29 protein-coding genes are annotated in these 22,063 nt (G+C 61.0%); 18 read left to right on the top strand and 11 right to left on the bottom strand.

What is annotated here, in order from left to right:
* Positions 1 to 6: 6 nt before the first annotated feature.
* Together JOZ06_RS16400 and JOZ06_RS16395 are read left to right on the top strand one after the other, a co-directional pair.
* Entirely contained in the window at positions 7 to 555 is a 549-nt protein-coding gene (locus tag JOZ06_RS16400) for an NAD(P)H-dependent oxidoreductase (protein ID WP_293234364.1), read from the top strand.
* A gap of 89 nt (positions 556 to 644) precedes the next feature.
* The gene (locus tag JOZ06_RS16395) at positions 645 to 929 is read left to right on the top strand and encodes a DUF3955 domain-containing protein (RefSeq protein ID WP_293234362.1); all 285 of its coding nucleotides are present in this window, start codon (positions 645 to 647) and stop codon (positions 927 to 929) included.
* A 335-nt stretch (positions 930 to 1,264) separates the two neighbouring features.
* Here JOZ06_RS16395 and mug read toward each other — a convergent pair whose 3' ends face one another.
* Together mug and JOZ06_RS16385 are read right to left on the bottom strand one after the other, a co-directional pair.
* Positions 1,265 to 1,786, bottom strand: a complete 522-nt coding sequence (gene mug, locus JOZ06_RS16390) for a G/U mismatch-specific DNA glycosylase (protein WP_293234360.1) — start codon at positions 1,784 to 1,786, stop codon at positions 1,265 to 1,267.
* Positions 1,787 to 1,805: 19 nt separating this feature from the next.
* A complete protein-coding gene (locus JOZ06_RS16385) occupies positions 1,806 to 2,798 on the bottom strand; it encodes an SLAC1 anion channel family protein (RefSeq protein ID WP_293234358.1) in 993 nt (330 codons plus the stop codon).
* A gap of 93 nt (positions 2,799 to 2,891) precedes the next feature.
* Here JOZ06_RS16385 and JOZ06_RS16380 point away from each other — a divergent pair, with 93 nt between their 5' ends.
* The 8 genes from JOZ06_RS16380 to JOZ06_RS16345 all read left to right on the top strand — a co-directional run bounded on the left by JOZ06_RS16380 (position 2,892) and on the right by JOZ06_RS16345 (position 7,671).
* Entirely contained in the window at positions 2,892 to 3,824 is a 933-nt protein-coding gene (locus JOZ06_RS16380; protein WP_293234356.1) for a LysR family transcriptional regulator, read from the top strand.
* Positions 3,825 to 3,862: 38 nt separating this feature from the next.
* A complete protein-coding gene (locus JOZ06_RS16375) occupies positions 3,863 to 4,249 on the top strand; it encodes a VOC family protein (RefSeq protein WP_293234354.1) in 387 nt (128 codons plus the stop codon).
* 43 nt (positions 4,250 to 4,292) lie between these two features.
* Positions 4,293 to 4,424, top strand: coding sequence for a hypothetical protein (locus tag JOZ06_RS16370; RefSeq protein WP_293234352.1), 132 nt, complete (start codon positions 4,293 to 4,295; stop codon positions 4,422 to 4,424).
* A gap of 275 nt (positions 4,425 to 4,699) precedes the next feature.
* Positions 4,700 to 5,164 (top strand): AraC family transcriptional regulator, encoded by a 465-nt coding sequence (locus tag JOZ06_RS16365; protein ID WP_293234350.1) that lies wholly within the window; start codon positions 4,700 to 4,702, stop codon positions 5,162 to 5,164.
* A 30-nt stretch (positions 5,165 to 5,194) separates the two neighbouring features.
* Entirely contained in the window at positions 5,195 to 5,725 is a 531-nt protein-coding gene (locus JOZ06_RS16360; RefSeq protein ID WP_293234348.1) for a GNAT family N-acetyltransferase, read from the top strand.
* Positions 5,726 to 6,056: 331 nt separating this feature from the next.
* A complete protein-coding gene (locus JOZ06_RS16355; RefSeq protein ID WP_293234346.1) occupies positions 6,057 to 6,260 on the top strand; it encodes a cold-shock protein in 204 nt (67 codons plus the stop codon).
* Positions 6,261 to 6,349: 89 nt separating this feature from the next.
* The gene (infA, locus tag JOZ06_RS16350; protein WP_293234344.1) at positions 6,350 to 6,607 is read left to right on the top strand and encodes a translation initiation factor IF-1; all 258 of its coding nucleotides are present in this window, start codon (positions 6,350 to 6,352) and stop codon (positions 6,605 to 6,607) included.
* Positions 6,608 to 6,642: 35 nt separating this feature from the next.
* Complete coding sequence (locus tag JOZ06_RS16345) at positions 6,643 to 7,671, top strand: 2-dehydropantoate 2-reductase (protein ID WP_293234342.1); 1,029 nt, start codon at positions 6,643 to 6,645, stop codon at positions 7,669 to 7,671.
* A 30-nt stretch (positions 7,672 to 7,701) separates the two neighbouring features.
* Here JOZ06_RS16345 and JOZ06_RS16340 read toward each other — a convergent pair whose 3' ends face one another.
* The 3 genes from JOZ06_RS16340 to JOZ06_RS16330 all read right to left on the bottom strand — a co-directional run bounded on the left by JOZ06_RS16340 (position 7,702) and on the right by JOZ06_RS16330 (position 10,186).
* Positions 7,702 to 8,559: a hypothetical protein gene (locus tag JOZ06_RS16340; RefSeq protein ID WP_293234340.1), complete on the bottom strand. Its 858-nt coding sequence runs from the start codon at positions 8,557 to 8,559 to the stop codon at positions 7,702 to 7,704.
* A gap of 30 nt (positions 8,560 to 8,589) precedes the next feature.
* Complete coding sequence (locus JOZ06_RS16335) at positions 8,590 to 9,447, bottom strand: hypothetical protein (protein ID WP_293234338.1); 858 nt, start codon at positions 9,445 to 9,447, stop codon at positions 8,590 to 8,592.
* Between the two features lie 313 nt (positions 9,448 to 9,760).
* Complete coding sequence (locus JOZ06_RS16330; RefSeq protein WP_293234336.1) at positions 9,761 to 10,186, bottom strand: GNAT family N-acetyltransferase; 426 nt, start codon at positions 10,184 to 10,186, stop codon at positions 9,761 to 9,763.
* A 94-nt stretch (positions 10,187 to 10,280) separates the two neighbouring features.
* On the opposite strand from JOZ06_RS16330, the gene JOZ06_RS16325 reads away from it, so the two are divergent.
* Complete coding sequence (locus JOZ06_RS16325) at positions 10,281 to 10,988, top strand: hypothetical protein (protein WP_293234334.1); 708 nt, start codon at positions 10,281 to 10,283, stop codon at positions 10,986 to 10,988.
* On the opposite strand, the gene JOZ06_RS16320 is transcribed toward JOZ06_RS16325, so the two are convergent.
* The 3 genes from JOZ06_RS16320 to JOZ06_RS16310 are packed head-to-tail and all read right to left on the bottom strand — an operon-like array spanning position 10,985 to position 12,897.
* Entirely contained in the window at positions 10,985 to 11,533 is a 549-nt protein-coding gene (locus tag JOZ06_RS16320; protein ID WP_293234332.1) for a GNAT family protein, read from the bottom strand. The two genes, JOZ06_RS16325 and JOZ06_RS16320, sit on opposite strands and share 4 nt — an antisense overlap.
* A gap of 21 nt (positions 11,534 to 11,554) precedes the next feature.
* The gene (locus JOZ06_RS16315; protein ID WP_293234330.1) at positions 11,555 to 12,010 is read right to left on the bottom strand and encodes an LEA type 2 family protein; all 456 of its coding nucleotides are present in this window, start codon (positions 12,008 to 12,010) and stop codon (positions 11,555 to 11,557) included.
* Positions 12,007 to 12,897 (bottom strand): LysR family transcriptional regulator, encoded by an 891-nt coding sequence (locus tag JOZ06_RS16310; RefSeq protein WP_293234328.1) that lies wholly within the window; start codon positions 12,895 to 12,897, stop codon positions 12,007 to 12,009. The genes JOZ06_RS16315 and JOZ06_RS16310 overlap by 4 nt, the downstream gene beginning before the upstream one ends.
* Before the next feature lie 715 nt (positions 12,898 to 13,612).
* On the opposite strand from JOZ06_RS16310, the gene JOZ06_RS16305 reads away from it, so the two are divergent.
* Together JOZ06_RS16305 and JOZ06_RS16300 are read left to right on the top strand one after the other, a co-directional pair.
* Positions 13,613 to 14,167: a DUF2975 domain-containing protein gene (locus tag JOZ06_RS16305; RefSeq protein ID WP_293234326.1), complete on the top strand. Its 555-nt coding sequence runs from the start codon at positions 13,613 to 13,615 to the stop codon at positions 14,165 to 14,167.
* A gap of 11 nt (positions 14,168 to 14,178) precedes the next feature.
* On the top strand, positions 14,179 to 14,406 hold the full coding sequence (locus tag JOZ06_RS16300) for a helix-turn-helix transcriptional regulator (RefSeq protein WP_293234324.1): 228 nt from the start codon (positions 14,179 to 14,181) through the stop codon (positions 14,404 to 14,406).
* A 20-nt stretch (positions 14,407 to 14,426) separates the two neighbouring features.
* Here JOZ06_RS16300 and JOZ06_RS16295 read toward each other — a convergent pair whose 3' ends face one another.
* Entirely contained in the window at positions 14,427 to 14,882 is a 456-nt protein-coding gene (locus tag JOZ06_RS16295; RefSeq protein ID WP_293234322.1) for a Cd(II)/Pb(II)-responsive transcriptional regulator, read from the bottom strand.
* Positions 14,883 to 14,972: 90 nt separating this feature from the next.
* Here JOZ06_RS16295 and JOZ06_RS16290 point away from each other — a divergent pair, with 90 nt between their 5' ends.
* A complete protein-coding gene (locus tag JOZ06_RS16290; RefSeq protein ID WP_293234320.1) occupies positions 14,973 to 17,255 on the top strand; it encodes a heavy metal translocating P-type ATPase in 2,283 nt (760 codons plus the stop codon).
* Here JOZ06_RS16290 and JOZ06_RS16285 read toward each other — a convergent pair.
* Positions 17,246 to 17,773, bottom strand: coding sequence for a putative metalloprotease CJM1_0395 family protein (locus tag JOZ06_RS16285; RefSeq protein ID WP_293234318.1), 528 nt, complete (start codon positions 17,771 to 17,773; stop codon positions 17,246 to 17,248). The two genes, JOZ06_RS16290 and JOZ06_RS16285, sit on opposite strands and share 10 nt — an antisense overlap.
* A gap of 71 nt (positions 17,774 to 17,844) precedes the next feature.
* Between JOZ06_RS16285 and JOZ06_RS16280 the strand changes: the two genes are divergently transcribed.
* The 4 genes from JOZ06_RS16280 to JOZ06_RS16265 all read left to right on the top strand — a co-directional run bounded on the left by JOZ06_RS16280 (position 17,845) and on the right by JOZ06_RS16265 (position 21,265).
* Positions 17,845 to 18,315 (top strand): acyl-CoA thioesterase, encoded by a 471-nt coding sequence (locus JOZ06_RS16280; RefSeq protein WP_293234316.1) that lies wholly within the window; start codon positions 17,845 to 17,847, stop codon positions 18,313 to 18,315.
* 54 nt (positions 18,316 to 18,369) lie between these two features.
* Positions 18,370 to 19,353 carry a Gfo/Idh/MocA family oxidoreductase gene (locus JOZ06_RS16275; RefSeq protein WP_293234314.1) on the top strand — a complete coding sequence of 328 codons (984 nt, stop codon included), beginning with the start codon at positions 18,370 to 18,372 and terminating at the stop codon, positions 19,351 to 19,353.
* The gene (locus tag JOZ06_RS16270; protein ID WP_293234312.1) at positions 19,340 to 20,023 is read left to right on the top strand and encodes a TIGR01621 family pseudouridine synthase; all 684 of its coding nucleotides are present in this window, start codon (positions 19,340 to 19,342) and stop codon (positions 20,021 to 20,023) included. The genes JOZ06_RS16275 and JOZ06_RS16270 overlap by 14 nt, the downstream gene beginning before the upstream one ends.
* A gap of 126 nt (positions 20,024 to 20,149) precedes the next feature.
* Positions 20,150 to 21,265 carry an inositol-3-phosphate synthase gene (locus JOZ06_RS16265; RefSeq protein ID WP_293234310.1) on the top strand — a complete coding sequence of 372 codons (1,116 nt, stop codon included), beginning with the start codon at positions 20,150 to 20,152 and terminating at the stop codon, positions 21,263 to 21,265.
* Here the strand turns inward: JOZ06_RS16265 and JOZ06_RS16260 are convergent.
* A partial coding sequence (locus JOZ06_RS16260; RefSeq protein WP_293234308.1) for a ChbG/HpnK family deacetylase occupies positions 21,253 to 22,063 on the bottom strand: 811 nt, incomplete at its 5' end. The genes JOZ06_RS16265 and JOZ06_RS16260 overlap by 13 nt on opposite strands.

The raw sequence follows: 22,063 nt of genomic DNA, 5'->3' as shown, positions 1-22,063 counted from the left end.
TTCAACATGCAGACCCTGGTTATCGTTTCTCATCCGTACCCGGAACAATCGGTCGCGATCAAGTCGCTGCAGCAGATCGCCGAACAGACCGCCGACGTGACCGTGCGCCACCTGGAGACGCTGTATCAAAACGATCTGGCTCGCTTCGATATCGCCGCGGAACAAAAGGCGCACGAAGCCGCTGACCGCATCGTCTATCTGTTTCCGATCCACTGGTTCAATCTCACCCCGATGCTTAAGGCCTACTTGAATCAGGTGTGGTCTTACGGCTGGAGTTTCGGTCCGAATGGTACGGCGCTGAAGGACAAGGAGATGCAGGTGGTGGTCACGGCCGGCGCCAATGCGTTGACCTACAGTGAACAAGGGTTGATCCGCAGCTCGATGGACGAGGTGCTGACGCCGATGAAGGCCAGCGCCTACTACGTCGGCATGAAATACAACCAGCCGCTGGCGTTCTATGGCGCGGTGGGCGCGAGCCCGGAAACGCTGGCCACCTTCCAGGCGGCGTTTGCCGAGCGCTTGCAGACGCCGTTGGGGTCGGTTTTGCTGAAGTGATTGGCGGCGCGGCCGGTCAGGAATAAGAACGGAACAATCGGCATGCGGCTCTAACTTCCGGTGAACAGCCAGAACAGGAGCGCATGATGATGCCACTGATCACTCTGACCGTTGCGCTGGCGGCGCTGGTTTTGACCATCCTGATGGCGGTCAAAGAAGCAAAGCGCCGCCGCTATTGGGCAACTTGCGCGGGGTTCATGGTCGCGGGGCTGGCTTGCTGGCTGGCCTTTGCCGCCATCGGATCGGAAATCGATGAACAGGGGATTCTGCGCGAGCCGTTTGTGTTGCTGCCTACCGGCGGGTTGTTGATTGGCCTCGGTATGATCGGCGGGCTGATTCGCGCGCTGGTGTCGATGTGCAGCCGTGCCTCGTAGCGAATGGACGGAGTGTTCTCGTGGCAAAGAACTCTAAGGACCCTCTGAACACATTTCGCGGTTGGGTAGCGTGCGTTCGCGAAGTAACGCACGGCTTTAGGACTCGCTTAAGACGTGCATTGCCTGCGGCGAATGCACGCTACAAGACTTGTGCGGATGCCTTCCGCACCGACCCCGACGTTTGCCGTGGTCGTCGCTGCGCGTCGATTCGGAGCGTTCTTGGATGTATTTGCCAGACACCGTGCGTACCCGGCGGGTGGCGGGATGCATGATCTTAACCGCCGCGTAAGGCGTTAACCTGGAGGCCGGGGGCTTTGCCCCCGGGGCCTGGGCGCTTATGTGTTGAGCGAGTTTTCCGCGATTTCCAGATAGAGCGCGCGATACGCCGCAACCAGATCGTCGAGGCGAAACGAGCGGTTCAAGCCGCTCGGGTTGGGCAGCAGCCATACGCGCGCGCCGCCGAACAGGGCGTTCTGATGACCCCACGCCAGCTGCCGCTGTCCCGACAGCGTGGCATACGCGCTCTTCCCTAAGAAGGCGAGATAGCGCGGGCGATAGTGCTCGATTTTCTGTCGCAACGTCGTTGCCGCCGCAAGAAATTCCTGTTGGTGGAGTTGGTCGGCGCGAGCCGTCGGCCGGGCTACCGCCGTGGTGAGCCCGCAACGGTAGGCGAGTAGGTCGTTGTCGTTTTCCGGCTGTAGACGTCGAGGGGTAAAGCCCGCGCGATGCAGCACCGGCCAGAAGCGGTTGCCCTGGCCGGCAAAGTGGTGGCCACTGGCCGCGGCTTTCAAGCCGGGGTTGATGCCGCAGAACACGACGGCCAAATCCGGTGCGATCACGTCAGCCAACGGTGGCATCGATTCCTCTCTCATACTGCTAACCGGCCAGCAGCTTGCCCGTGGCGAGATGACGCAGCGTCCTGACCAAGAGCACGGCAATCGCCAGGCTGAGCAAGGCAAGCAGGATGGCGGCGATCGCCTTCATCGGCCAAGCTTGAACGAACATCGAATACTTCAGCGCGGCAATGGCCAGCACCGCCATCGGAAAGCTGATCGACCACCAACTGGTGGTGAACGGTATGCCGCCGCGAAACACCTTTGGTGCTAGCGTCAGAAAGATGAACAGGCCGAAGTAGAACAGCATGGCGGAGAAGGTGTCGATACGGTGCAATAGGCTGCCATAGGCGAGAAAGCCCACTTCAAACGGCGCCATCAGGATCAGCAGCGACGGCACCATGCCGCTAGGCAACGGCGCATGGTGAATGATGCGCGCCATGATCATGGTAAAGAATAACAGCGCAATGACCGTCCCAATCGCCAACGCGAATAGATTGACCTCATGTGCCCACGCCATGGGCATGTCGCCGCCGGTCACGGCGATATCCAAGGTAGCCACCCCGGGAATGAACCAGGCCGGAGCGACGTGGGTAACGTCGATTTGGCCTCGCAGCAAACGGCTCGAAATCGCGAAGCACAGTGTCAACGTCGCCAAGCTGGCGATGGTCCAGATGATCTCGGCCAGCGGCGCGCTGACCGGGGCCGCCACCGCGGACAACAGCAGCATGCCGATAAAAATCGTGCCAAAGAAATTGCCAACGATGGGGTGCTGGTATTCGCCCATGACGGCATCGGGATGTTTGACCCACTTCATCAGATAGCCCGCGCTCAGTGCGAAGAAAGCGGCGAAGGCCAGCAGGCCAGCCCCGTTGGCGACTATCGGACTCACCCCAAACTCGTGGCTGGCTTGGCGCCAGGCAATGGAAAGCCCGGCAAGGCCAATGACCGAGGCGAACAGGTTGACGGGCAGGTTCCTGATGGAAGCGGTTTTGCGCTCAGTGGGCGCCGGGGCGGTTGAGACGATCGACATCATGCATTCTCCAAAATCATTGGCCAAATTGTATTTATTCCCATCATTTAAGATAATTACCCTTAATTGATAATCATCATTCCAATTGGTGAGAATATGGTCGATCGATTCGAATCGATGTCGTTGCTGCTGGCTGTGGTGGAGGCGGGCAGTTTTTCCGCGGCGGCGCGCCTACGCAACATGCCGTTGGCTACGGTCAGCCGCAAGATCGGCGACCTGGAGGCGCACCTCAAAACGCGGTTGCTGCACCGTTCGACGCGCCAACTCTCGCTGACAGAGGCTGGTCAATCGTATGTCGTCGCCTGCAGGCGTATTTTGGAGGAACTTGGCGAGGCGGAGCGCGCCGCGGCGGGGGAGTATGCCGCGCCCAAGGGAGAGCTGGTTCTTACCGCGCCGATGGTGTTCGGCCGTCTGCACGTGTTGCCCGTGGTGGCGGATTTCCTTAAAACCTATCCGGACATCGACGTGCGCATGATATTGACCGACCGCGTGGTGTCGTTGCTGGAAGAGCATGTGGACATCGCCTTGCGGATCGGCGAGCTGCCAGACAGCAGTTTCATCGCCACGCGCGTGGGCGCCGTGCGCCGGGTGGTGTGCGCCAGTCCGGCCTATTTGGCCGCGCACGGCGTGCCGATGCATCCGCAAGACCTCTCCGCCGAGGCCTGTGTGACGTTCGAACAGATGACCTCGCGGCATGATTGGCGTTTCTTGTCGGGCAAGTCGGAAATCTCGGTGCCTGTGCGTTCGCGGCTGGCCGTCAGTACGGCGGAAGCGGCGGTCGACGCCGCGGTGGCCGGGGTGGGTTTCACGCGCGTGTTGTCTTACCAAATGGCGAATGCACTGCAGGCTGGCGATCTCGACATCGTGCTTGCGCCGTTTGAACCCGCGCCGTGGCCCGTCAGTTTGGTACACACCGGGCAGGGTATTTTGCCGCTGAAGTTGCGCGCTTTTCTCGATTTCGCCGCGCCGCGGCTGAAGAACCGGTTAACGGCCTGTGGTGACTGTATGAACGACCCGATTCTGATATGATGAATGCATTATTTGACGCTTGAAAGCACCGCCTCACGATGCAGACCAAAATCCGCATTGCCCGCCCAGTCAGCGCGCTGGCGAAATCCGCGGCCATGTACACGACGGCGCTCGGCTTCATCGAGCTGGGCCGGTTCGAGGACCATGCGGGCTTCGACGGCATCATGCTGGGCCGTCCTGGCGAGAACTATCACTTTGAGTTCACCTATTGTCGCAGCCATCCGGTAAAACCCGCGCCGACGCCTGAGGATCTGCTGGTTTTCTACGTCCCTGACGAAATGGCGTGGCAGCAGCAATGTGCGGCATTACTGCAGGCGGGATTCGTGGAAACCTCGCCGTTCAATCCGTATTGGCAAGTGAAAGGGCGGACCTTCGCAGACCACGACGGTTATCGCGTGGTGATACAGAGGGCGCAATGGGCGTAGCGGCTGGATAAACGCATGCAATCGGTTAATCGAAAGGGTCTGGATGGATATCGCGATTCTGACGTTTCAAGGATTTAACGAGCTGGATTCGTTCATCGCCTTGAGTCTTCTCAACCGCATCAAAAAGCCCGATTGGCGCGTGTCGATTTGCTGTCCGGAGCTAAGGACCCTCTGAACAAGTTATCTGCCACTGCGTTTGGTCAACAACAGACCGGATGCAAGGCGCGCGACGCTGGTCGCAGTCATTCTGCGATGCCAAGGAGCGCAACGCCGTCAGGCGGCCTGTTGTTGGCCAAACCCTTGGGGGCGGCGCCTGGCGGTCGGTCTGCTTTGTTGCGCGGCTTGTGGATGGAATGACCATCCACTACGCCCCACGCCGCGCATCCCATCCCGCCAGGGGCCGCCGCAGCGGTAAATAACTTGTTCAGAGGGTCCCTAAGGGTGACTTCGATGAACGGTGTGACCGTGGAGGCGCAGTCGCTGCTCACCGAGGCGTGCCATGCCGATGCGGTCATTGTCGGCAGCGGCATACAGACGCGCGACGTTGCCGCCAACCCCGTATTAATGCGGCAACTGCAACTGGACCCCAGCCGCCAACTGCTCGGCGCGCAGTGCTCCGGCACCTTGATCCTGGCCAAGTTGGGTTTGCTGTCGGCGATGCCCGCCTGTACCGACTTGACCACCAAGCCCTGGGTGCAGGAGGCCGGCGTCGAGGTGCTCAACCAGCCGTTCTACGCCCGCGACAATCTGGCGACGGCTGGTGGCTGTCTGTCCTCGGTCTATCTGGCCGCGTGGGTGATGGCGAAGCGGGAGGGTGTCGACGCGGCGGCGAGCGCGCTGCATTACGTCGCCCCGGTCGGGGAAAAAGATGCGTATGTCGAGCAGGCGCTGAAAAATATCACGCCTTATCTATAAACTCCGACGTGGCTAAGCGAGGGGGCGGCGATGGTGGACGGAAGATTTAACATTATCCCTGCTGTGAATACATACATTGATCAAATCAAGGCACTGCACGTTGCGGGATTGATGGAATCCGGCAGCTTCTCTTTAGAGCCTGGCCTCGATGCGGATCTAGATGACGTCGAGGCAAATTATTTTGCGAAGGGCGGCGTTTATTTATTGGCCGTTGATCCCGCCGGCAAAGTGGTGGGGATGGGGGCGCTGAGATATATCGATGGCAGGCAATTCGAAATCAAGCGAATGCGGGTGGCCGCCGAGTATCGACGTTGTGGGATTGCCGCGGAATTATTACGTCGTCTTTTGTCTGTTGCATGTGAACGCGGCGGGGAGGCGGTGGTGTTGGACACGTCCGTTAAACAATACGCGGCGCAAAAGCTCTACGAATCGTTTGGATTTGTGCCGATGGCGGTTGCTTCAATCGGTGGGGTCAAGAGTTTGATCTACAAGAAAGGCTTGCTTGATTCGCCCGATGAACGTGCTACCCCTGACATCCTTCCTGCGCGCGAGGGCCTCTAACAAACATGTGCCGCACGCGACAACATAGGCGTGGATGCCCGTTGGACTTGGTCTGGTTTTGCGATAGGAAAGGCCTGATCTGTGGCGCGATGTAGACGAAGCGATAGAGGCGCAACAACGCCAGGTGAATAAAAAATTTGCCAAAACCGAGGTATGCGCGCATGATAGGCGCGCGATCATCAAGCAATGTTCAGTTTTGTCTGGCGTCACCCGGTCTTCCTGGTTGTTTCACCCTTCATTACCTCGCTGTCTTGAGCTTCGCAGAGTCGGTGTCTAACTAAAGACTGCTCTGGGATATTCCCACCTTTATTTTTCTTTGGAGATTCAAGATATGGCAACTGGTACCGTTAAGTGGTTTAACGACGCCAAGGGTTTTGGTTTCATCACCCCGGATGACGGCGGCAACGATCTGTTCGCTCACTTCTCCGCCATTCAAGGCAACGGCTTCAAGTCGCTGCAAGAAAATCAACGCGTGACCTTCGATGTGACCAAGGGCCCGAAGGGCGACCAAGCGTCCAACATCCGCGTAGAGTAAGCAGTGCGACAGGCCGTTTTGACGCGGTCTGTTCATCCCTAGCCCGGCCGATGGTCCGGGCTTTTTATTTGGTTTCATGGAGAGTGAACTTGGCCAAGGAAGAACACCTCGAAATGCAGGGCACGGTTGACGAAGTCCTGCCCGACGCCCGTTTTCGCGTGACGCTTGAAAATGGGCATCAACTCGTTGCCTACACGGCAGGGAAAATGCGCCAGCATCACATCCGTATTCTTGCCGGTGATAAGGTAACGCTGGAATTGTCGCCCTATGACATCACGAAAGGGCGCATCACTTTCCGCTTCATTGAAGGGCGAGGCCCGAACCGGGCGTCCACGTCTCGTCGATAAATCATCGCGTCCCGTCGTTCTCTCGTGAGGGAGCTATGGCAAAAATCTGTGTCTATGGCGCGGGGCTGGTTGGTTGCTATCTTGGCGGCCGGCTGCTTGCCAGCGGCTGCGACGTTGGTTTTGTCGGCCGCGCGCGAATGGCGGACCGTCTTCGCGCGCATGGCCTGACGCTTTCGCATTACGATGGCCGGCGCTGGCAGGTGGCGCCTGCGCGCGTCGAAGTGTCGACCGCGGCCGATCTGGCCGCGGCGGCGGATCTGGTGCTGGTCACCGTCAAGTCCGCCGCGACCGAGACGGTAGCGGCCGAGCTGGCGGCAGTGTTGCGTCCCGGAACGATCGTCGTCAGCTTTCAAAATGGCCTGGGCAACGCCGACGCGCTGCGTGCCGCCTTGCCTGGCAATATCGTGCTGGCGGGGATGGTGCCATTCAATGTCATCGAACGCGGCCCGGGCGCATTTCATCAAGGCTCTGCGGGGATATTGGCGGTCCAACAGGCGCCGGCGATGCGACCATTTGTCGACATGTTCATGAAAGCCGCGCTGCCGCTGCGGCAATACGCCGATATGTTGCCAGTGCAGTGGGCCAAGCTGCTGCTTAACCTCAACAACGCCATCAATGCGCTGGCGGATCTTCCCCTGAAACAAGAACTGTCGCAACGCGCCTACCGTCGCTGCTTGGGGCTGGCGCAGCAAGAGGCGCTGGCGCTGCTCAAGCAAGCCGGCATCCGTCCCGCCAGAATGACGCCGCTGCCCGCCGCTTGGATTCCGTCCGTTCTCGGCTTGCCCGACGCGGTGTTCGCGTGGCTGGGCCGCGCCATGCTGCAGATCGACCCGTTGGCGCGTTCGTCGATGTCCGATGACCTTGCCGCGGGGCGCGCCACCGAGATCGATTGGATCAACGGCGAGGTCGTGCGCCTCGCGCTCAGCCTGGGACAGGCCGCGCCGGTCAATGCGCTGCTATGCCAATGGGTGCACGAGGCGGAGCGGGCCGATAGCCGCCCATCCTGGCCGGGCGAAGCGCTGTTGGCCTCGCTGAGAGGGGGGTGGGCGCGGCAGCGCGGATAGCGCCCTCTCGGCGTTACAGCGTGCGTTCTCTCAGAGTATTTTCTTGACCATTGACGACCAGAATCCCGCCTCTTTGGGCGCCGCTTCCACCTTTGTCTTCCCCGCCTCGATCGTGCCGTTCAGATGTGAGACTTTCAGCACGGCGCTATCGTGCGCAACGTGGGTGATGACCCCTTCGCCAAGCACGGTTTGATCGCCCATCAGTAGTTTGCCTGTGCTTGGGTCCGGAATCGGCGCACCGTCCTCAAAAATCAGCATGTGGCTGCCGGATTTCAGCTCGCTCGCAGAGCCGATGTCGATCATGTATTCCGAATTGCCGCTCGCTTGGACAATATGGCCTTGCAGTGGATAAATAGTCTGGAGTTCTTTCGTCAGGTCATCCTGAAGATCGGAAAACGAGTCATCCAAGCAGTCGTCTTTCTTGACGGAAAAGTTGCGCGCGTTGAAAAACAGGTTCTTGATCACCGCACCGGTCTGCACATCGATGAGCCTGACTTCCAGCATGAGGACGGTGGCGTAGGTTGTGGCATGCGTATTGTTGGCAGAACGGTCCTCATCCAATTGCAGTGTGGTTTCCGATCCTCTCACGCGCCCAACGGCCACGATTTGCGCGCCTGCTTGTTTGCCCAGATCGGCGAGGGCGCGCGGGTCGGCATTGAGCAACCCCGCAGGCAGCTGCTTAAGCCTATCCAGTGTGTTGGCGAGGTTGCCGGTTGCCGCAAGACTGAAGCGATGCACATCGGCAAACGCCTGGGTGTACGTATCGCTGGCCGAGGCGGTTGGCAGATTGGGTGAGGATTCAATGATCGGGAGTAACGTGAGCGTTGGGGCGGCAAGTGCGCCGAGGCAGAATAGCCAAAGCGCTGCAGGCAACAAAATGCGTTTCATGATTCATGTCCTTGACGTGTTTATTGGAGGCTAAGACTCGCCGTCGTTATATTTTTCACGCCTGCTTTTCTCGGGTGGGTGCGATTCTACTTTTGTCTTTCCGAGCTCGATAGGCCCATTTAGTTGTGAGACTTTCAGCACGGCTATATCACCAGATAATTGGGTAATAACCCCCTCTCCGAGTACTGACCGAGCGGCGCCGTTTTTACCCTCGTTGAACACGGTCATTTTGTCGTCGATTTCAATTCCCTCGCCGGCGCCAATATCGAGTATATATTCGGTATCGGATTTGGCTTTGACGATATGTGCAACCGTGGGATAGTGAGTCTTCAGCTCGCGTTTCAGTTTGTCCTGTAGAAGCTCCAGCGAACATTCGACGGCATCGTTTGTAAATCCATTTTCACAGTTGCTTTTGATATCGAATGACTGAGCTATCCGACCGGTTTTAACATTTGCCAATTTCACGTTGAGGGTCAATTGGGCGTGATAGGCGAATCCCGTGGTTCGGTAGTACATGATTTCGTTCGAGCCAGGGAAAGTAACCTCGTTGAACTTTGATACTTTGGTTGTATAGATGTACTGATCCAGACTCATCAACGCCACCATGCTGGCGCCGGCCTGTCTGCCAATGCTAGTCACGGTGGCGGGGTTGGCATCAAGTAACTTCGCCGGTGGCGTTCTGAGCTGGTCGAGGGGGCTCGGTGCTTGTGCTGGCTGGACAAGGGAGAATTGATGGGTACCGGTAAAAGCCTGGGCGAGCATATCCTCGACCAGGGGCCGGGGGATATTGGCGGATGAATCGATTACTGGAAGCAATGCAAGCGGTTGGCTTGCCCAGGCGCTATGGGTAAATAGCCATAGCAAGCTGAAGAACAATGGGCGTTTCATTGATGATTGTTTCCTTCATTTTCCGTTTTTATTGCTTTTTAAAAATAAGGCTACGTCGGTAATTTATTTTACATAGATGGCCTTGGCTGCACAATTTCAGCGTGATGTTGAATAAATGGAATGTGGACAAATGCATAAATAAGAACATACGGACGGCGTTGGTTGCCATTTAGGTGACAACGTTAGTGCTCTTGCGTATCGCCTGTGCCGTGACGGTGATCGTGAACAGCATGGCGGATTTGTAAAATAACAATGCAGTTATTAACTACGGGTTTTCTCCTCTTTAAAACCACCCGCCGCGTGCAGACAAACCCTAGGCGAGGCGCTTGCTCATAAACACCCTGCTGGTGCCGGCCGGCTGGCAGGGGATCTCACCGAATCGTTGCCAGCCGTTGCGCTGATAAAACTCCGGGGCCTGAAAGCTGATGGTGTAAAGCACCGCCGCATTGCAGCCGCGCCGACGCCCTTCGTCTTCCGCCATCTTGAGCATGCGGCTCCCCATCCCTTGTCCACGCAGCTGTTCGGGCAAATAGAAAATATCGACGAACAGCAAACCTAGCGAGGTGCGCCCGGTCAGCCCGCCCAACACGGCGTGCGTTTCGGGATCGCGCACGAGAATGGCGAGCGGCGTGCGGTCGGCAACGCCGGAAACCTGGATGTTGAATTGGTCGAGCGCATCGGAGATCTGCGCCAGCTCGCTGTCCGCCGGCTGATCGGTTAATTCGAGGATGGCTTGCATGGTGAGTATATGGTTTCAAAAAACAATGATGATAGCATTGTGTGCGCGTACAATGCCCGCTCGACGACTTTAACGATCAAAGCGAAGACATTTCATGATCAAAAAAAATCTGGCGGTGCTGGCCGCCGTTTTTGTTGCCACGTTCATGCTGGCGCGTGTTGCTCAGGCCGATACGGTCATCAATACGGCGGCCGATCTGCACAATAATAAGCCGGCGCTCGACTATGTCTTTTCCCCGCCGCTGGCGGAGGAGATGTTTCGGTTTGGGGTGGAGCAAGACAAGAAATTCGGCCTGAAACCGGACTGTAAATCGCAATATCAAGTGAAGCCATTCAGCATCGTGGTGTTAAAGCCGATAAGCTTTGAGGCCGGCAAAGCGAACCCCACCAAGGGTTTGTGGATGGCGCGCTACCAGCTTGAGCGTTGCGGCGAGGCCAAGTTCTATAACGCGTTCTTCCTGGCCAACGCCAACGGCGATGCGCCTGCGGCGAAAGCCTACATCCCCGGTTCGACCAATGCGGGCCCGGTTTTGGTCGCGGATGCGATGAAGTCCGCGCTGATGACGGCCGTCGTGAGCACCGGGCAGAAGGATTGCAGGCAAATCGACGTTTTCGATATGCGCGTCACGACCCCGGCGCACGACGTCGTCGAAGGCGATAAAACGTTCAAGGGCGTTTGGAACGAAATCTGGACGTTCAGACTGTGCGGGAAAATGCAGGACGTGGCGATGACCTTCATTCCGGATGCCACCGGCGGCGGCACCAGCTTTGCCGCGGGGCCGGTGCACCCGGATAAACCCTAACCCGGCTGCGGGTCATCCGCCAACAGCCCATAGTGCCAATCGTCATGCCAGGCGCCGCCCATCCAATAGTGCTGGCGCTGGATGCCCTCCAAGCGGAAGCCCAGCCGTTCCAACAAACGGCTGGACACCTGGTTGCCGCCGGTGACCACCGCTTCCGCCTTGTGTACCCCGCAGGTTTCGAACAAAAAGCGCAGCACGGCCCTGCCGGCCTCTTGCGCGTAGCCGTGGCCCTGCATGGCCGGGTGCAGCCGGTAGCCGATCTCGGCCGGGCCTTGCGGCGGGTTTTGTAAACGAGCGCCAAAAAAACCGACCAAGGCGCCGGTTTCTCTCTCGGCGATCAGCCATTGCAGCGTCTGTTCCGCCTGCTGATGCCACGGCGGCAGGCTCTTGGCAAACAATTCGGCGATTTTTTGCTCGCTACGCCCCTGTTCGATGAAGTGCATGACTTGCGGAATCTGGTTGAGGCTCAGATAAAACGGGTAGTCATGTTGCTGCACCTGGCGCAACGAAAGCCGCTCGGTCTGCAGTGCGGTTTGCAATCTCATTCTCCTCGCCCGAAGGCTGCGTCAATGCGGCACTTTCAAATTTCCCTCGCGCTTGAAGGGGATACGTCCCCAGCCCTCGACGCCGTCGAGGTAGCCGCTGATCTGGTAGTCCAGCGTGCCGTCGCCTTGCTCCAGCGCGTTTTGCGCCAGCTGGATCAGGTCGAGCAGCGAGGCGTGCACGGTCAGCGGTACCGTGCCTTCGCCCATCGCCGGGATCGAGATCGCTTGGTTGCTCAGCCCCGTGGCCAACGTTTTGCCGTGGCTCTTCAGCTCGAACGCCAGACCGCGGGCGGATAGTTCGCGGTCGTTCGGGTTCTGTACCCGCAGCGTCACGGTGAAATCCTGTTGCAGCAGCGTGCTGTGGCCGGCCTGGATATCGGCCACCTGCACCTCGGGTTTCTTCAAGTTCAGGCTGCCACAGGCGGCCAGCAGGCTCAAAGTCGCCAGTAGGGCGAGGCGGCGCAGGGTGTTTTTCATGGCAATTTCCCTAAAATTTCCTGCGTGACCTGAATCCAGGCGCGCGCAGCGTGCGATAAGTAAACGTCTTTCTGCCAGATCAGCCCCAGGCTCCACACGATCTGCTCCTCGTCGAGCAGGATCACGTCGAAGGCGTGGGCGTCGAGCCGTTCCGCCACCGAGTGCGGCAGCAGCGCGATGCCCAGGTTGGCGTTGACCATGGCGACAATGAAGTCCCAGTGAGCGCTTCGGCCGGCGATGCGCATCGGCACGCCGAGCCGGGCGAAGCCGGCGCGGATGCGCCGGCTCAACGTGAAGTCCTCCGGGAAGAACACGATCGGCCAATCGGCCACATCGGCCAGGTGCACCGAGGCCTTACCGTGCCAGGGCGAGCCGGCCGGCGCCACCACGCACAGCGGGTCGCGGGCGAAACCGAATTGCTCGAAGACTTGCGTGTCCACCGGCAGCACCGCGGCGCCGATTTCCAATTGGCCACTCTTGACACTGTTTTCGATCGCGACCGCGCCGTCTTCCACTACTTTGAGTTCGATATTCGGATAGCGTTCTCGGAATGTGCTGACAACCGGGGCCAAGAAGGCGCCGCCCGACATCGGCGGCAGGCCCACCATCAGCTCGCCCCGTTCCAACGACACCAGATCGGCGAGTTCGGTTTTCATGCGCGTCATCGCCGAGAGTACATCCTGGCCGCGTTCAAAGGCGACCCGGCCGGCGTCGGTCAGACGAAAACTGCGGCCTTCGCGGATAAAGAGCGGCACGCCCAGCTCGTCCTCGAGCTGTTTCATCATCTTGCTGATCGTGGGTTGGGTGACGAACAAGCGTTCGGCGGCACGGGTAAAGCTTTGTTGGCGAACGACTTCGGTGAAGTAGCGTAGGGCGCGGATGTCCATTTATCACATTCTAAATTGGAATCGATTTTATAATTTTAATTCATTTTTAGAATATTAGCAGCGACCCTATACTAACGACTCTCCCTGTGTTGTGTTGTGAGTCAGTTCCTGCCAGCGGTACCCGCCGGGGTATTAGGGATGTTCCTGGTACTCGGGGTGCTCTGGCTGGGATGGCTTCCAGGCGAAGGGTTTCCGGACGTGATTATAACCGCCGGTCTGAAGATTTTGTTGGCGATTGTGGTGATACCACGGTCGTGATGTATTTGTAGCAACCAGTTCCCTGTGTGCTGTGTGGGCACCATTGCGGAAGACGTTTTCTCCGTATGTCCCATAACGAGCGTTGATTAGGGCCGGCCTTCAAGCCGGCCCATTTTTTTTGCGCGCCCGGCAGGGCGCACTCACGAGGATGGCGGGGAGACCCCGCCTCCTACTCGATGTTCTTCACGGATTACCGGGGAAGGCGGCTTTGATCTTCAGGAAAAAATAGTCGCTGCTCCTGAGTATCGCCAAGCGGCTGCGGCCGCTGGCCATGATCCAGGTCTCGATTGCCATTGACACGGTGAGTGCGGTCTTCCGCGGCATATCCTAATTGGCGCGCACGAATCAACCTGGCCGGCGTTTTGCGTCGGCTTTCTTGTTTAAGAATTATCCTTTTGTAAATATAAATGATTGTGCTACGATAATTTATGTATTTATCTCTTTAATCGGAGCTTACATGACCTCGCAACAAATCTCGAAGCTAAGCGCCGCGTTGGCCGCGATATCAACTGCTTTGGTAGCCGCGACCTTGTTGTTGAACGTGTTGTGCTGGTTTAATCCCGACATCGCGCAACAATACGGTCTGCGCTTCGGCATGCCGGAAGGCGCTGCAGCCCGTTGGCACGTCGACTTGGCTTCCCTTGCCGGTTGGCAGTTGTTCGGTGCCGCCGCGATTAGCAGCATTCCACTCACCGCGCTTGCCGCCGCATTCTGGTGCTCGCGCGGGTTGTTCCACGCATTTAGCAGGCGCGCGTATTTCTCCGAGCATACGGCCGAGCTGATGAGCCGCATCGCACGTTACATCGCTCTGTGGGTGGGGCTGTCGCTGGTGTCCGAACCGGCGCTCAGTATGTGGTTGACCGCGACCGCCCCCGCTGGCGGACATGTGGTGTCGCTGTCGTTGGGGTCGCCGGATCTGGTTGCGCTGTATTTGGCCGGTTGCCTCGCGGTGATTGCGCACGTGCTGCGCGCGGGTGTCGCGGTCGAGCAGGAAAACCAGCAATTCATTTGAAAGGGCGCCGTATGGCGATTGTCATTCGATTGGACGTCATGCTTGCCCGCCGCAAGATCAAATCCAAGGATCTTGCCGCCATGATCGATATTACCGAGCAGAACCTGTCGCTGCTGAAACAGGGTAAGGTCAAAGGGTTGCGTCTGAGCACGCTCGACGCGATTTGCCGCGCGCTGGCGTGCCAGCCGGGGGACATTCTGGAGTATGCCGCGGAAGAGGCTGCCGAGCCTGTCGATTAGGGCCTGTCTGCAGATAGACCCTAGTCCTGTCTGGACGACGGCGTGGTCAGCACGCCGTCGTGGCAGGCGCAGCCTTCGCCCTCGGCGGCTTGCACCAGGGTCTGAAAGATCCCGCAGTGCGCGGCGTCGCTGGCATGCAGGCAGCGCTGGCGTAAGGTCAGCAGTTGCTGTTCCAACAGGCGCAGCGATTCCAGTTGCTGATGCACGCTCTTGATGTGGCGGTCGATCAGCTGATTGATTTCCTCGCAGGCCAATGACGGATCGGCGCGGAAGTCGGCCAGTTGACGGATTTCCGCCAGCGAAATGCCGAGCGAGCGGCAGTGCAGGATGAAATTCAATTCGCCCAAGTGCTCGCCGCGATAGTGGCGGTAGCCGGATGTGCCGCGTTCCGGCGCCGACAGCAGTTTTTCTTTTTCGTAATAGCGGATGGTTTCGACTTCGCAGCCGGCCATTTTGGCTAGTTCACCGATCAGCATCCTATTGCTCGCAAAAAAGTCCTTGACCCTATAGTAGCTTCAGGGTCTGAAATGCGCTACATAGCACCCCTTACTATGTAGGACAGTACCATGAGCGAACCGACCCTGCGCAAGACCTCTTGCGGTTGCGCCGGCCATGCCTGCGCGCCCACGCCGCCCACGCACGGCCACCGCCACCCCCCGCATGACGGGCACGATCACAGTCACGACCGCGATCACGATCACGATCACGGCGCGCACGCCACCCGCTTCAGCGATCAAGCCGGCGCCGAGCGCACCCTGCTGCGCATTCAGGCGATGGATTGTCCGACCGAGGCCCGGCTGATCGAAAAGGCCTTGGCCGCCGTGCCGGGTGTGACCGGGCTGCAGTTCGATTTCTTCGAACGGGTGCTGACGGTCGAGCACGCGCCGCTGGAGATTCCGCAGTTGATTGCCGCCGTCGGGCACGTCGGCATGCGCGCCGAGCCGATCGCTGCCGACGCGCCTGCGGCAACCGTGCCCGCCGCGCCGGCCCGGTCTTGGGTATTCCTGTTTTCCGGCATGGCGGCGGTGGCGGCCGAGGGTGTGGCCTGGGCGACGGGCGATCAACATCCGCTGGTGATGGCGCTCGCCGTGTTGTCGATTCTCTGCGGTGGCTTGCCGACGCTGAAAAAGGGCTGGATCGCGCTGCGCTCGCGCGTGTTGAACATTCATTTCCTTATGGCGCTGGCGGTGGGCGGCGCGCTGCTGATCGGCCAGTGGCCGGAGGCCGCGATGGTGCTGTTTCTGTTTGGTTTGGCGGAAAAGCTCGAAGCGTTGTCGCTCGCACGTGTCGGCCATGCGGTACGGGCGCTGATGGACTTGGCGCCGGCCACCGCCTGGGTGCATGCAGGGGGCGACTGGCGCGAAGTGCCGGTGGCGGATGTGCCGGTGGGTTCGCGGCTTCGAGTGCGTCCGGGCGAGCGCGTACCGCTCGACGGCGAGCTGGCCGCCGGCCGGAGCAGCTTCAACGAGGCGCCGATCACCGGTGAAAGCCTGCCGCGTGACAAGCAGGCGGGGGACACCGTGTTCGCCGGCAGTATCAACGGCCAGGGGCTGGTGGAAATCGTTGCCCGCGCGCCCGCCAATGGCTCGGTGCTCGCGCGCATCATCGACAGCGTGCGCGACGCGCAGGCATCGAAGGCGCCGACGCAACGGTTCATCGACCGCTTCGCCCGCGCCTATACCCCGGTGGTGGTGCTGTTGGCCGTTGCCGCAGCGATCTTGCTGCCGCTCGTCGGCCTGATGCCGGCGCGCGCCGCGTTCTATCAGTCGCTGGTGCTGCTGGTGATCGCCTGCCCGTGCGCGATGGTGATCGCCACGCCGGTGACGCTGGTGAGCGCGCTGGCCGCGGCGGCGCGGCATGGGTTATTGATCAAGGGCGGCGAGGCGCTGGAGACCGCAGCCCGCGTGCGCGCCGTGGCCTTCGACAAGACCGGAACGCTGACCACCGGCCAGGCCCAGGTGGCGCGCATCGTGCCGATGCCAGGCATCGACGAGACGCAGGCGCTGACCTTGGCCGCCGCGCTGGATGCCCATTCCACCCATCCGCTGGCATTGGCGCTGCAACAGGCGGCACGAGCGCGTTCGCTGGTCTTGCCGGCTGCCGGCGACCTTAGCGAGCGCGCGGGGCTCGGGGTGACCGGCACGGTCGACGGCCGCGAACTCGCCATCGGCAGCCGGCGCATGGCGTTTGAGGCTGGCGCGCTGAATGTCGAGCTGCAGCAACAGTTGGACGACATCGAACAGCAAGGGCAAGCCACGCTGCTGCTGTTGGACGGCGCGCGGCTATTGGCGATTTTCGCGGTGGCCGACAGCGCCCGCGCCGATGCCGCCCTGGCCGTGTCGCGTCTGGGCGCGCTCGGCGTGCACGCCGCCATTCTCTCCGGCGATAACCAGCGCGTGGTCGATAGCCTGGGACGGATCGCCGGCATCGAGGACGCGCACGGCGCTTTGCTGCCGCAGGACAAATTGACGCAGATCGAGCGGTTGCAAAACCGTTACGGCGTGGTGGCCATGGTCGGCGACGGCGTCAACGATGCGCCGGCGCTGGCGCGCGCCGACCTTGGCATTGCCGTGGGCGCGGCCTCGGACACGGCGCTGGAAACCGCGGCGGTGGCTTTGATGGACGACCGCCTCGCCCAGTTGCCGCAAATGCTGTCGCTGGCGCGGCGCACGATGCGTGTGCTGCGTTTCAACCTGGGTTTGGCGTTGGCGATCAAGCTGGTGTTCTTTGCCTTGGCGCTCTCCGGCGTCGCCACGTTATGGATGGCGGTGTTCGCCGATGTCGGCGCCAGTCTGATCGTGGTGGGAAATGGACTTCGGCTGACGCGGCATCAACCGGCTCAGGCGTAGGTGTTGACCAGACCACCGTTCTGGGTATTGCTGGTTACCCCGGCGCCGCTGGCGGTATAAGCGGAAGGGCCGGCGGCGTTCGCGCCGCCGGTTTTTTGTTGCTGGGTCTGTTGTGCGCGCAGTTGCGCCTCGGCCTGATTGATCTGCTGCTCGGCTTCGGCAGCCACACGCAGATCCTGCGCCGACGGATCGGCCGGCGCCAGCGCGGCCTTCACCACCCGGCGCGCGCGGTCCAGCGTTTCTTGCGGCGTGCGGCCCGGCGAGGTGTCGATCGACACTTCGCCGCCGATGGCGTAGCGCTTACCGTCCGGTCCGGTTTCATAGGTGAAGTTGGCGCCGCTGGTGGCAAGTCCGCCGGCGGCGTTAAGGTGGGCTTGTTCGTGCGCGCGCACGTCGCGGTCGGTCGCCTGGAGTTGGGCGACTTCTTGTTGCTGCGCGGGCGTCAGCGTTTGGCTGCTGCCCGGGAAGGGGCTGCTGCTGCTGGTGTAGTTGCTGGCGCTGATCGAGGAAATCGACATGGAAACAAGCCTTTATGCTGTTATGATCTTAGCAGTTACTCCCGTCAATTCAAACGAATAAGGAACGCGGCATGGTAGAGCGCGAGTTGGTGATGTCGGTGCTGATGACGCCGGATATGGCGAATTTCTCCGGCAATGTGCATGGCGGGGTATTGCTTAAGTTGCTCGATCAGGTCGCCTATGCCTGCGCCAGCCGCTACGCCGGCCGTTACGTGGTGACATTGTCGGTCGACCAAGTGCTGTTCAAGCAAGCGATCCATGTCGGCGAACTGGTGACGTTTCTCGCCAGCGTCAATCATGTCGGCCGTACCTCTATGGAGGTCGGTATCAAGGTGGTGGCCGAGAATATTCAGCAGCGCTCTGTGCGCCATACCAATAGCTGTTACTTCACCATGGTGGCGCTGGAGGATGGCAAGCCGGTCAAGGTGCCGGCGCTCTCGCTCGATACCGACGCGCAGAAAAAGCGCTTCCGCCAAGCCGAGATCCGCCGCAAGATGCGCATGGAGGCCGAGGCGCGCATGCGCGATCTGGACGTGGATTGATTCCGGCTGAAAAACGCGGGCACAATGGGCGCCTTTCTTCCATGGAAGCCCTTCATGCCGCAACAACCTTCTGCCCCGGTGCGCTTTGGTATCATCGGCGCCGGGCGCATTGCCCAACGCTTCGTTGATTCGCTGCGTCATGTGCCCGAAGCGCGTCTACGGCATGTTTGGGCGCGCCGTCCGGAGGCTGCCGCCGCGCTGGCGCTCGCCGGCGACGCCAGTCCCTGCGATTCGCTCGAGGCGCTGTTGGCCAGCGACATCGACGCCGTGTACATCGCGACCTTGCACGACAGCCACGCACATTACGCCCGCGCCGCACTCGCGGCCGGCAAGGCGGTGCTGTGCGAGAAACCGGCGGCATTGAACGCAGCGCAGCTGGAGGGCGTGCTGGCAGAGGCGCGCCGCCATCGACGGCTATTCATGGAAGCGATGAAACCGCCGTTTTTTCCACTCTACCAGCGCTTGCGCCAGCATCTGGCGCAGGCGCCGATCGGCCCGGTTCGGCTCGTGCGCGCGGGTTTTTCCACCTCGACCGCCCCGGCCGACAGCACGTTGTTTCAACACGACCAGGCCGGCGGCAGCCTGCTCGATATCGGCATCTATGGCGCGTTCCTGGCGGTCGACTGGCTGGGCGAGGCGCGCGAGGTGCAAACCTTGGGACGGATGAGCGATGGCGGCGTCGATCTGTTCGCCAGCCTGAACGTGCGCTTCGATCAGGGTATGGCCCAGCTCTTTAGCGGCTTGGACGTCAGCGGCAAGGGCGATGCGATGCTTGCCGGAACGCTGGGCCACGTGACCCTGCACGACAAGTGGTGGAATCCGGCGCATGCGACCATCCAATACAACGACGGCCGTGTCATCGAGCTCAACGAACCGGCCGAGGGCGGCGGCCTCAATTACGAGACCGCCCACTTCTGCCAGCTGCTGCGCCAGGGCGCGCTGGAAAGCCCGCTGGTCAGCCATGACCACTCGCGCCGCATGATCGCCATCCTGGACGCGGCGCGCGCGACGCTGGGGCTTCGCTATGCCGGGGAGTGAGCGCGCGTTCCGCCTGGTACACCAAGATCCGCGATTTTTTGTGATCGACAAATGCCCCGGTGTCAGCTTTCATCGCCAAGACGAGGAACCGGGTTTGATCGAGCTGGCGCGGGCTGAGCTTGGCGATATGTGGCCGGTGCACCGGCTCGACCGGATGACGTCGGGGCTCATGTTGCTCGCGCGTTCGCCCGATATGGCGCGGCAACTGTCCACCGCGCTTGCCGAGCGGCGCATCGACAAGCGTTATCTGGCGTTGTCGGATCGCAAGCCGGCCAAGAAGCAGGGCTGGGTGCGCGGGGATATGGAGAAGGGGCGAGGCGGTTCCTGGCGCTTGCTGGCATCACGGGACAATCCTGCCGTCACCCATTTTCATAGCGTGTCGCTCGCGCCAGGGCTGCGGGTGTTTTTCCTCAAGCCGTTGACCGGTCGCACGCATCAGCTGCGTGTGGCGCTCAAGAGCCTGGGGGCGCCGATCATCGGCGATGAGCGCTACCATCCCGCCGGCGGCGAGCCGGCGGACCGGGGCTATCTGCATGCTTGGCAGCTTCGTTTCCAGCTGGAGGACGAGCCTTTCGCCTTTCAATGTGTGCCGCAAGAGGGGACGCTATTCTTGCGCGCGGATTTCCGTGCGCTGATTGACGCACCCGCCTGGCGGCCTGACGCTTGGTGAGCGTGCCGCGCCAACTTTCCGTCTTGTCACGCCGTCGTTACGATGGGCGGTGCAAAATTTCAAAATCCAAAACGTCAAGCCTGCTGCCCGTTGGTTCATTTCTCCCCTTTCCATCAGGAGTCATGAATGAAGAACATCCATGTGGCCATCGTCGGTGTGGGCAATTGCGCCGCCAGTCTGATTCAGCTCATCCACGCATCCAAGCAGTTCGATTACGGCTTTGTCGGCGTCATGCACCAGACGCTCGGCGGCTACGGCGTCGGGCAGGTCAAGGTGGTGGCGGCATTCGACGTTAACCGCGAGAAGGTCGGCCGGGACTTGGCCGAGGCGATCGGCGCTGCCCCCAACTGCACCACCCGCTATGTGGCGGTGCCGGTGTTGGGGGTGACCGTGGCGCCGGGGGCCTTTCAGGATGGCCTCGGCAGTAATTTGAGCCAGGAGATCGAAGTCGATCCGGCCTGCCTGCAAACCTCGGTCGACAGCATCGTCGAGCTGCTGCGCGGGCGGCACGTCGACGTGGTCGTCAACTATCTGCCGGTAGGTGCGCGCCAGGATACCGATCTGTATGCGGAGGCGAGTTTGCTGGCCGGTTGCGCGTTCGTCAATTGCAATCCCGAGCGCGTGGCAACCCACTCGGCCTGGGCGGAGCGTTTTCGGTTGGCGGGTGTGCCGGTGCTGGGCGACGACATCAAAAGCCAGATCGGCGCGACGATGTTGCATCGCCGAATCTGCCAGGCATTGCTCGACCGTGGTGCGCGCGTGCGCTCGACCTATCAATTGAATGTCGGTGGCAATGCCGATTTTTACAATATGGCCGAGCGCGGTCGCGCCGCCTCGAAGAAGTTCACCAAGTCCCACGCCATTGCCGATCTGCTCGGGCCCCAGGTGGAAATCAGCGTCGGCCCCTCCGATTACCTGCCGCTGCTCAAGGACCGCAAAGTGGCGTATATCCGCCTGGAGGGCAATGCCTGCCTGGATATGGCATTTTCCATCGAAGTACGGCTGGACGTGGAGGACAGCCCGAATTCCGCCGGGGTGGCGATCGATGCGATACGCTGCGCGCAGTTGGCGCGGGACCGGCATCTGTCCGGCGCCATCGAAGCACCGGCGCCGTTTTTGTTCAAACTGCCGCCGCGCGCGGTACCCGAACCGGACGAAAAGCCGTTGCTGGAACAATGGTTGTCCGCCGCCGGGCCGTCCCCCGAATCCGTGTCAGACGAAAATGGCGGTCAGTCGCGGTAGCGCGCGAGCCGCACGTCGCACGCGGCGCGGTCGGCGGCGAAGCGCTCGCTCATCAGGTAGGCGTATTCCAACGGTCGCGTGACGGCGATGGGGTCGGGCAGGGGATCCGCAAGCCCGGGGTGGCACATGATCAGCGCGCCATCCGGCGCCATGTCGAGCCAGTGGCGCATGAGCGCGGCGAAATCGGCGCCGGGCGTGAGCGAGTAAAGCCCCGCGAACCAGTCCGGGCCGTCGAGATGCTGCCGCCGTAAATGGGCGCTGAAGCCGGCCACGCAGGTTCGCAGCACCTTGCCCTTGAAACCGCTATCGCCAAGGCTCGCCAGCCGGTCCGGCCGGCGGACGTACGGGCGGTGGCTCTCGGGCCAGCGTCGCGCGATGGCGTCGGTCAGCGCCTGGCGCACTACCGGCAGCGCGTGCACGTGCTGGTGACCATCCAGATAGTCCGGCAGGCGGCCAAGCTGTTCGGTGAAAGCGTCGATCTGGTTGAGAATACAGTCGCGCAGGCGCGCGCGGGACAGCAGCCGCAGCTGGCTCGCAAGCAACCAGTAGCCCAGGCCGCGCGTCGGCATACCGAGCGCCTCGGTCAGGTTGACGTGCAGACCGGCGTCGACCGGCCGTGTCGCCAGCTCGGTCGCGAATTCCGGCCAGCAGGGCGAGGGCGCGAACACGCTGGTGGCGGACAGCCTGCCGGCATCGATCAGTGCCAGGATGCCGCGGCTGATGCCGGGGGATTGGGCAAAGTCGTCGGCGCACAGGATCAGGCGGCGCATCAGGCGAGGCTCCGGGCGCGAAACGCCC

It is taken from the genome of Paludibacterium sp., assembly GCF_019232825.1.
In the GTDB taxonomy this organism is placed as follows: domain Bacteria; phylum Pseudomonadota; class Gammaproteobacteria; order Burkholderiales; family Chromobacteriaceae; genus Paludibacterium.
Note: the sequence above shows the minus strand (reverse complement) of the source record. Positions and strands in the feature narration are given on the sequence as shown.

What these genes read in the sequence shown, in the direction of transcription:
- JOZ06_RS16400 (WP_293234364.1), top strand. Translation starts at nt 7, where the DNA reads ATGCAGACCCTGGTTATCGTTTCTCATCCGTACCCGGAACAATCGGTC.
- JOZ06_RS16395 (WP_293234362.1), top strand. Translation starts at nt 645, where the DNA reads ATGCCACTGATCACTCTGACCGTTGCGCTGGCGGCGCTGGTTTTGACC.
- mug (WP_293234360.1), bottom strand. Translation starts at nt 1,786, where the DNA reads ATGCCACCGTTGGCTGACGTGATCGCACCGGATTTGGCCGTCGTGTTC.
- JOZ06_RS16385 (WP_293234358.1), bottom strand. Translation starts at nt 2,798, where the DNA reads ATGATGTCGATCGTCTCAACCGCCCCGGCGCCCACTGAGCGCAAAACC.
- JOZ06_RS16380 (WP_293234356.1), top strand. Translation starts at nt 2,892, where the DNA reads ATGGTCGATCGATTCGAATCGATGTCGTTGCTGCTGGCTGTGGTGGAG.
- JOZ06_RS16375 (WP_293234354.1), top strand. Translation starts at nt 3,863, where the DNA reads ATGCAGACCAAAATCCGCATTGCCCGCCCAGTCAGCGCGCTGGCGAAA.
- JOZ06_RS16370 (WP_293234352.1), top strand. Translation starts at nt 4,293, where the DNA reads ATGGATATCGCGATTCTGACGTTTCAAGGATTTAACGAGCTGGATTCG.
- JOZ06_RS16365 (WP_293234350.1), top strand. Translation starts at nt 4,700, where the DNA reads ATGAACGGTGTGACCGTGGAGGCGCAGTCGCTGCTCACCGAGGCGTGC.
- JOZ06_RS16360 (WP_293234348.1), top strand. Translation starts at nt 5,195, where the DNA reads ATGGTGGACGGAAGATTTAACATTATCCCTGCTGTGAATACATACATT.
- JOZ06_RS16355 (WP_293234346.1), top strand. Translation starts at nt 6,057, where the DNA reads ATGGCAACTGGTACCGTTAAGTGGTTTAACGACGCCAAGGGTTTTGGT.
- JOZ06_RS16345 (WP_293234342.1), top strand. Translation starts at nt 6,643, where the DNA reads ATGGCAAAAATCTGTGTCTATGGCGCGGGGCTGGTTGGTTGCTATCTT.
- JOZ06_RS16340 (WP_293234340.1), bottom strand. Translation starts at nt 8,559, where the DNA reads ATGAAACGCATTTTGTTGCCTGCAGCGCTTTGGCTATTCTGCCTCGGC.
- JOZ06_RS16335 (WP_293234338.1), bottom strand. Translation starts at nt 9,447, where the DNA reads ATGAAACGCCCATTGTTCTTCAGCTTGCTATGGCTATTTACCCATAGC.
- JOZ06_RS16330 (WP_293234336.1), bottom strand. Translation starts at nt 10,186, where the DNA reads ATGCAAGCCATCCTCGAATTAACCGATCAGCCGGCGGACAGCGAGCTG.
- JOZ06_RS16325 (WP_293234334.1), top strand. Translation starts at nt 10,281, where the DNA reads ATGATCAAAAAAAATCTGGCGGTGCTGGCCGCCGTTTTTGTTGCCACG.
- JOZ06_RS16320 (WP_293234332.1), bottom strand. Translation starts at nt 11,533, where the DNA reads ATGAGATTGCAAACCGCACTGCAGACCGAGCGGCTTTCGTTGCGCCAG.
- JOZ06_RS16315 (WP_293234330.1), bottom strand. Translation starts at nt 12,010, where the DNA reads ATGAAAAACACCCTGCGCCGCCTCGCCCTACTGGCGACTTTGAGCCTG.
- JOZ06_RS16310 (WP_293234328.1), bottom strand. Translation starts at nt 12,897, where the DNA reads ATGGACATCCGCGCCCTACGCTACTTCACCGAAGTCGTTCGCCAACAA.
- JOZ06_RS16305 (WP_293234326.1), top strand. Translation starts at nt 13,613, where the DNA reads ATGACCTCGCAACAAATCTCGAAGCTAAGCGCCGCGTTGGCCGCGATA.
- JOZ06_RS16300 (WP_293234324.1), top strand. Translation starts at nt 14,179, where the DNA reads ATGGCGATTGTCATTCGATTGGACGTCATGCTTGCCCGCCGCAAGATC.
- JOZ06_RS16295 (WP_293234322.1), bottom strand. Translation starts at nt 14,882, where the DNA reads ATGCTGATCGGTGAACTAGCCAAAATGGCCGGCTGCGAAGTCGAAACC.
- JOZ06_RS16290 (WP_293234320.1), top strand. Translation starts at nt 14,973, where the DNA reads ATGAGCGAACCGACCCTGCGCAAGACCTCTTGCGGTTGCGCCGGCCAT.
- JOZ06_RS16285 (WP_293234318.1), bottom strand. Translation starts at nt 17,773, where the DNA reads ATGTCGATTTCCTCGATCAGCGCCAGCAACTACACCAGCAGCAGCAGC.
- JOZ06_RS16280 (WP_293234316.1), top strand. Translation starts at nt 17,845, where the DNA reads ATGGTAGAGCGCGAGTTGGTGATGTCGGTGCTGATGACGCCGGATATG.
- JOZ06_RS16275 (WP_293234314.1), top strand. Translation starts at nt 18,370, where the DNA reads ATGCCGCAACAACCTTCTGCCCCGGTGCGCTTTGGTATCATCGGCGCC.
- JOZ06_RS16270 (WP_293234312.1), top strand. Translation starts at nt 19,340, where the DNA reads ATGCCGGGGAGTGAGCGCGCGTTCCGCCTGGTACACCAAGATCCGCGA.
- JOZ06_RS16265 (WP_293234310.1), top strand. Translation starts at nt 20,150, where the DNA reads ATGAAGAACATCCATGTGGCCATCGTCGGTGTGGGCAATTGCGCCGCC.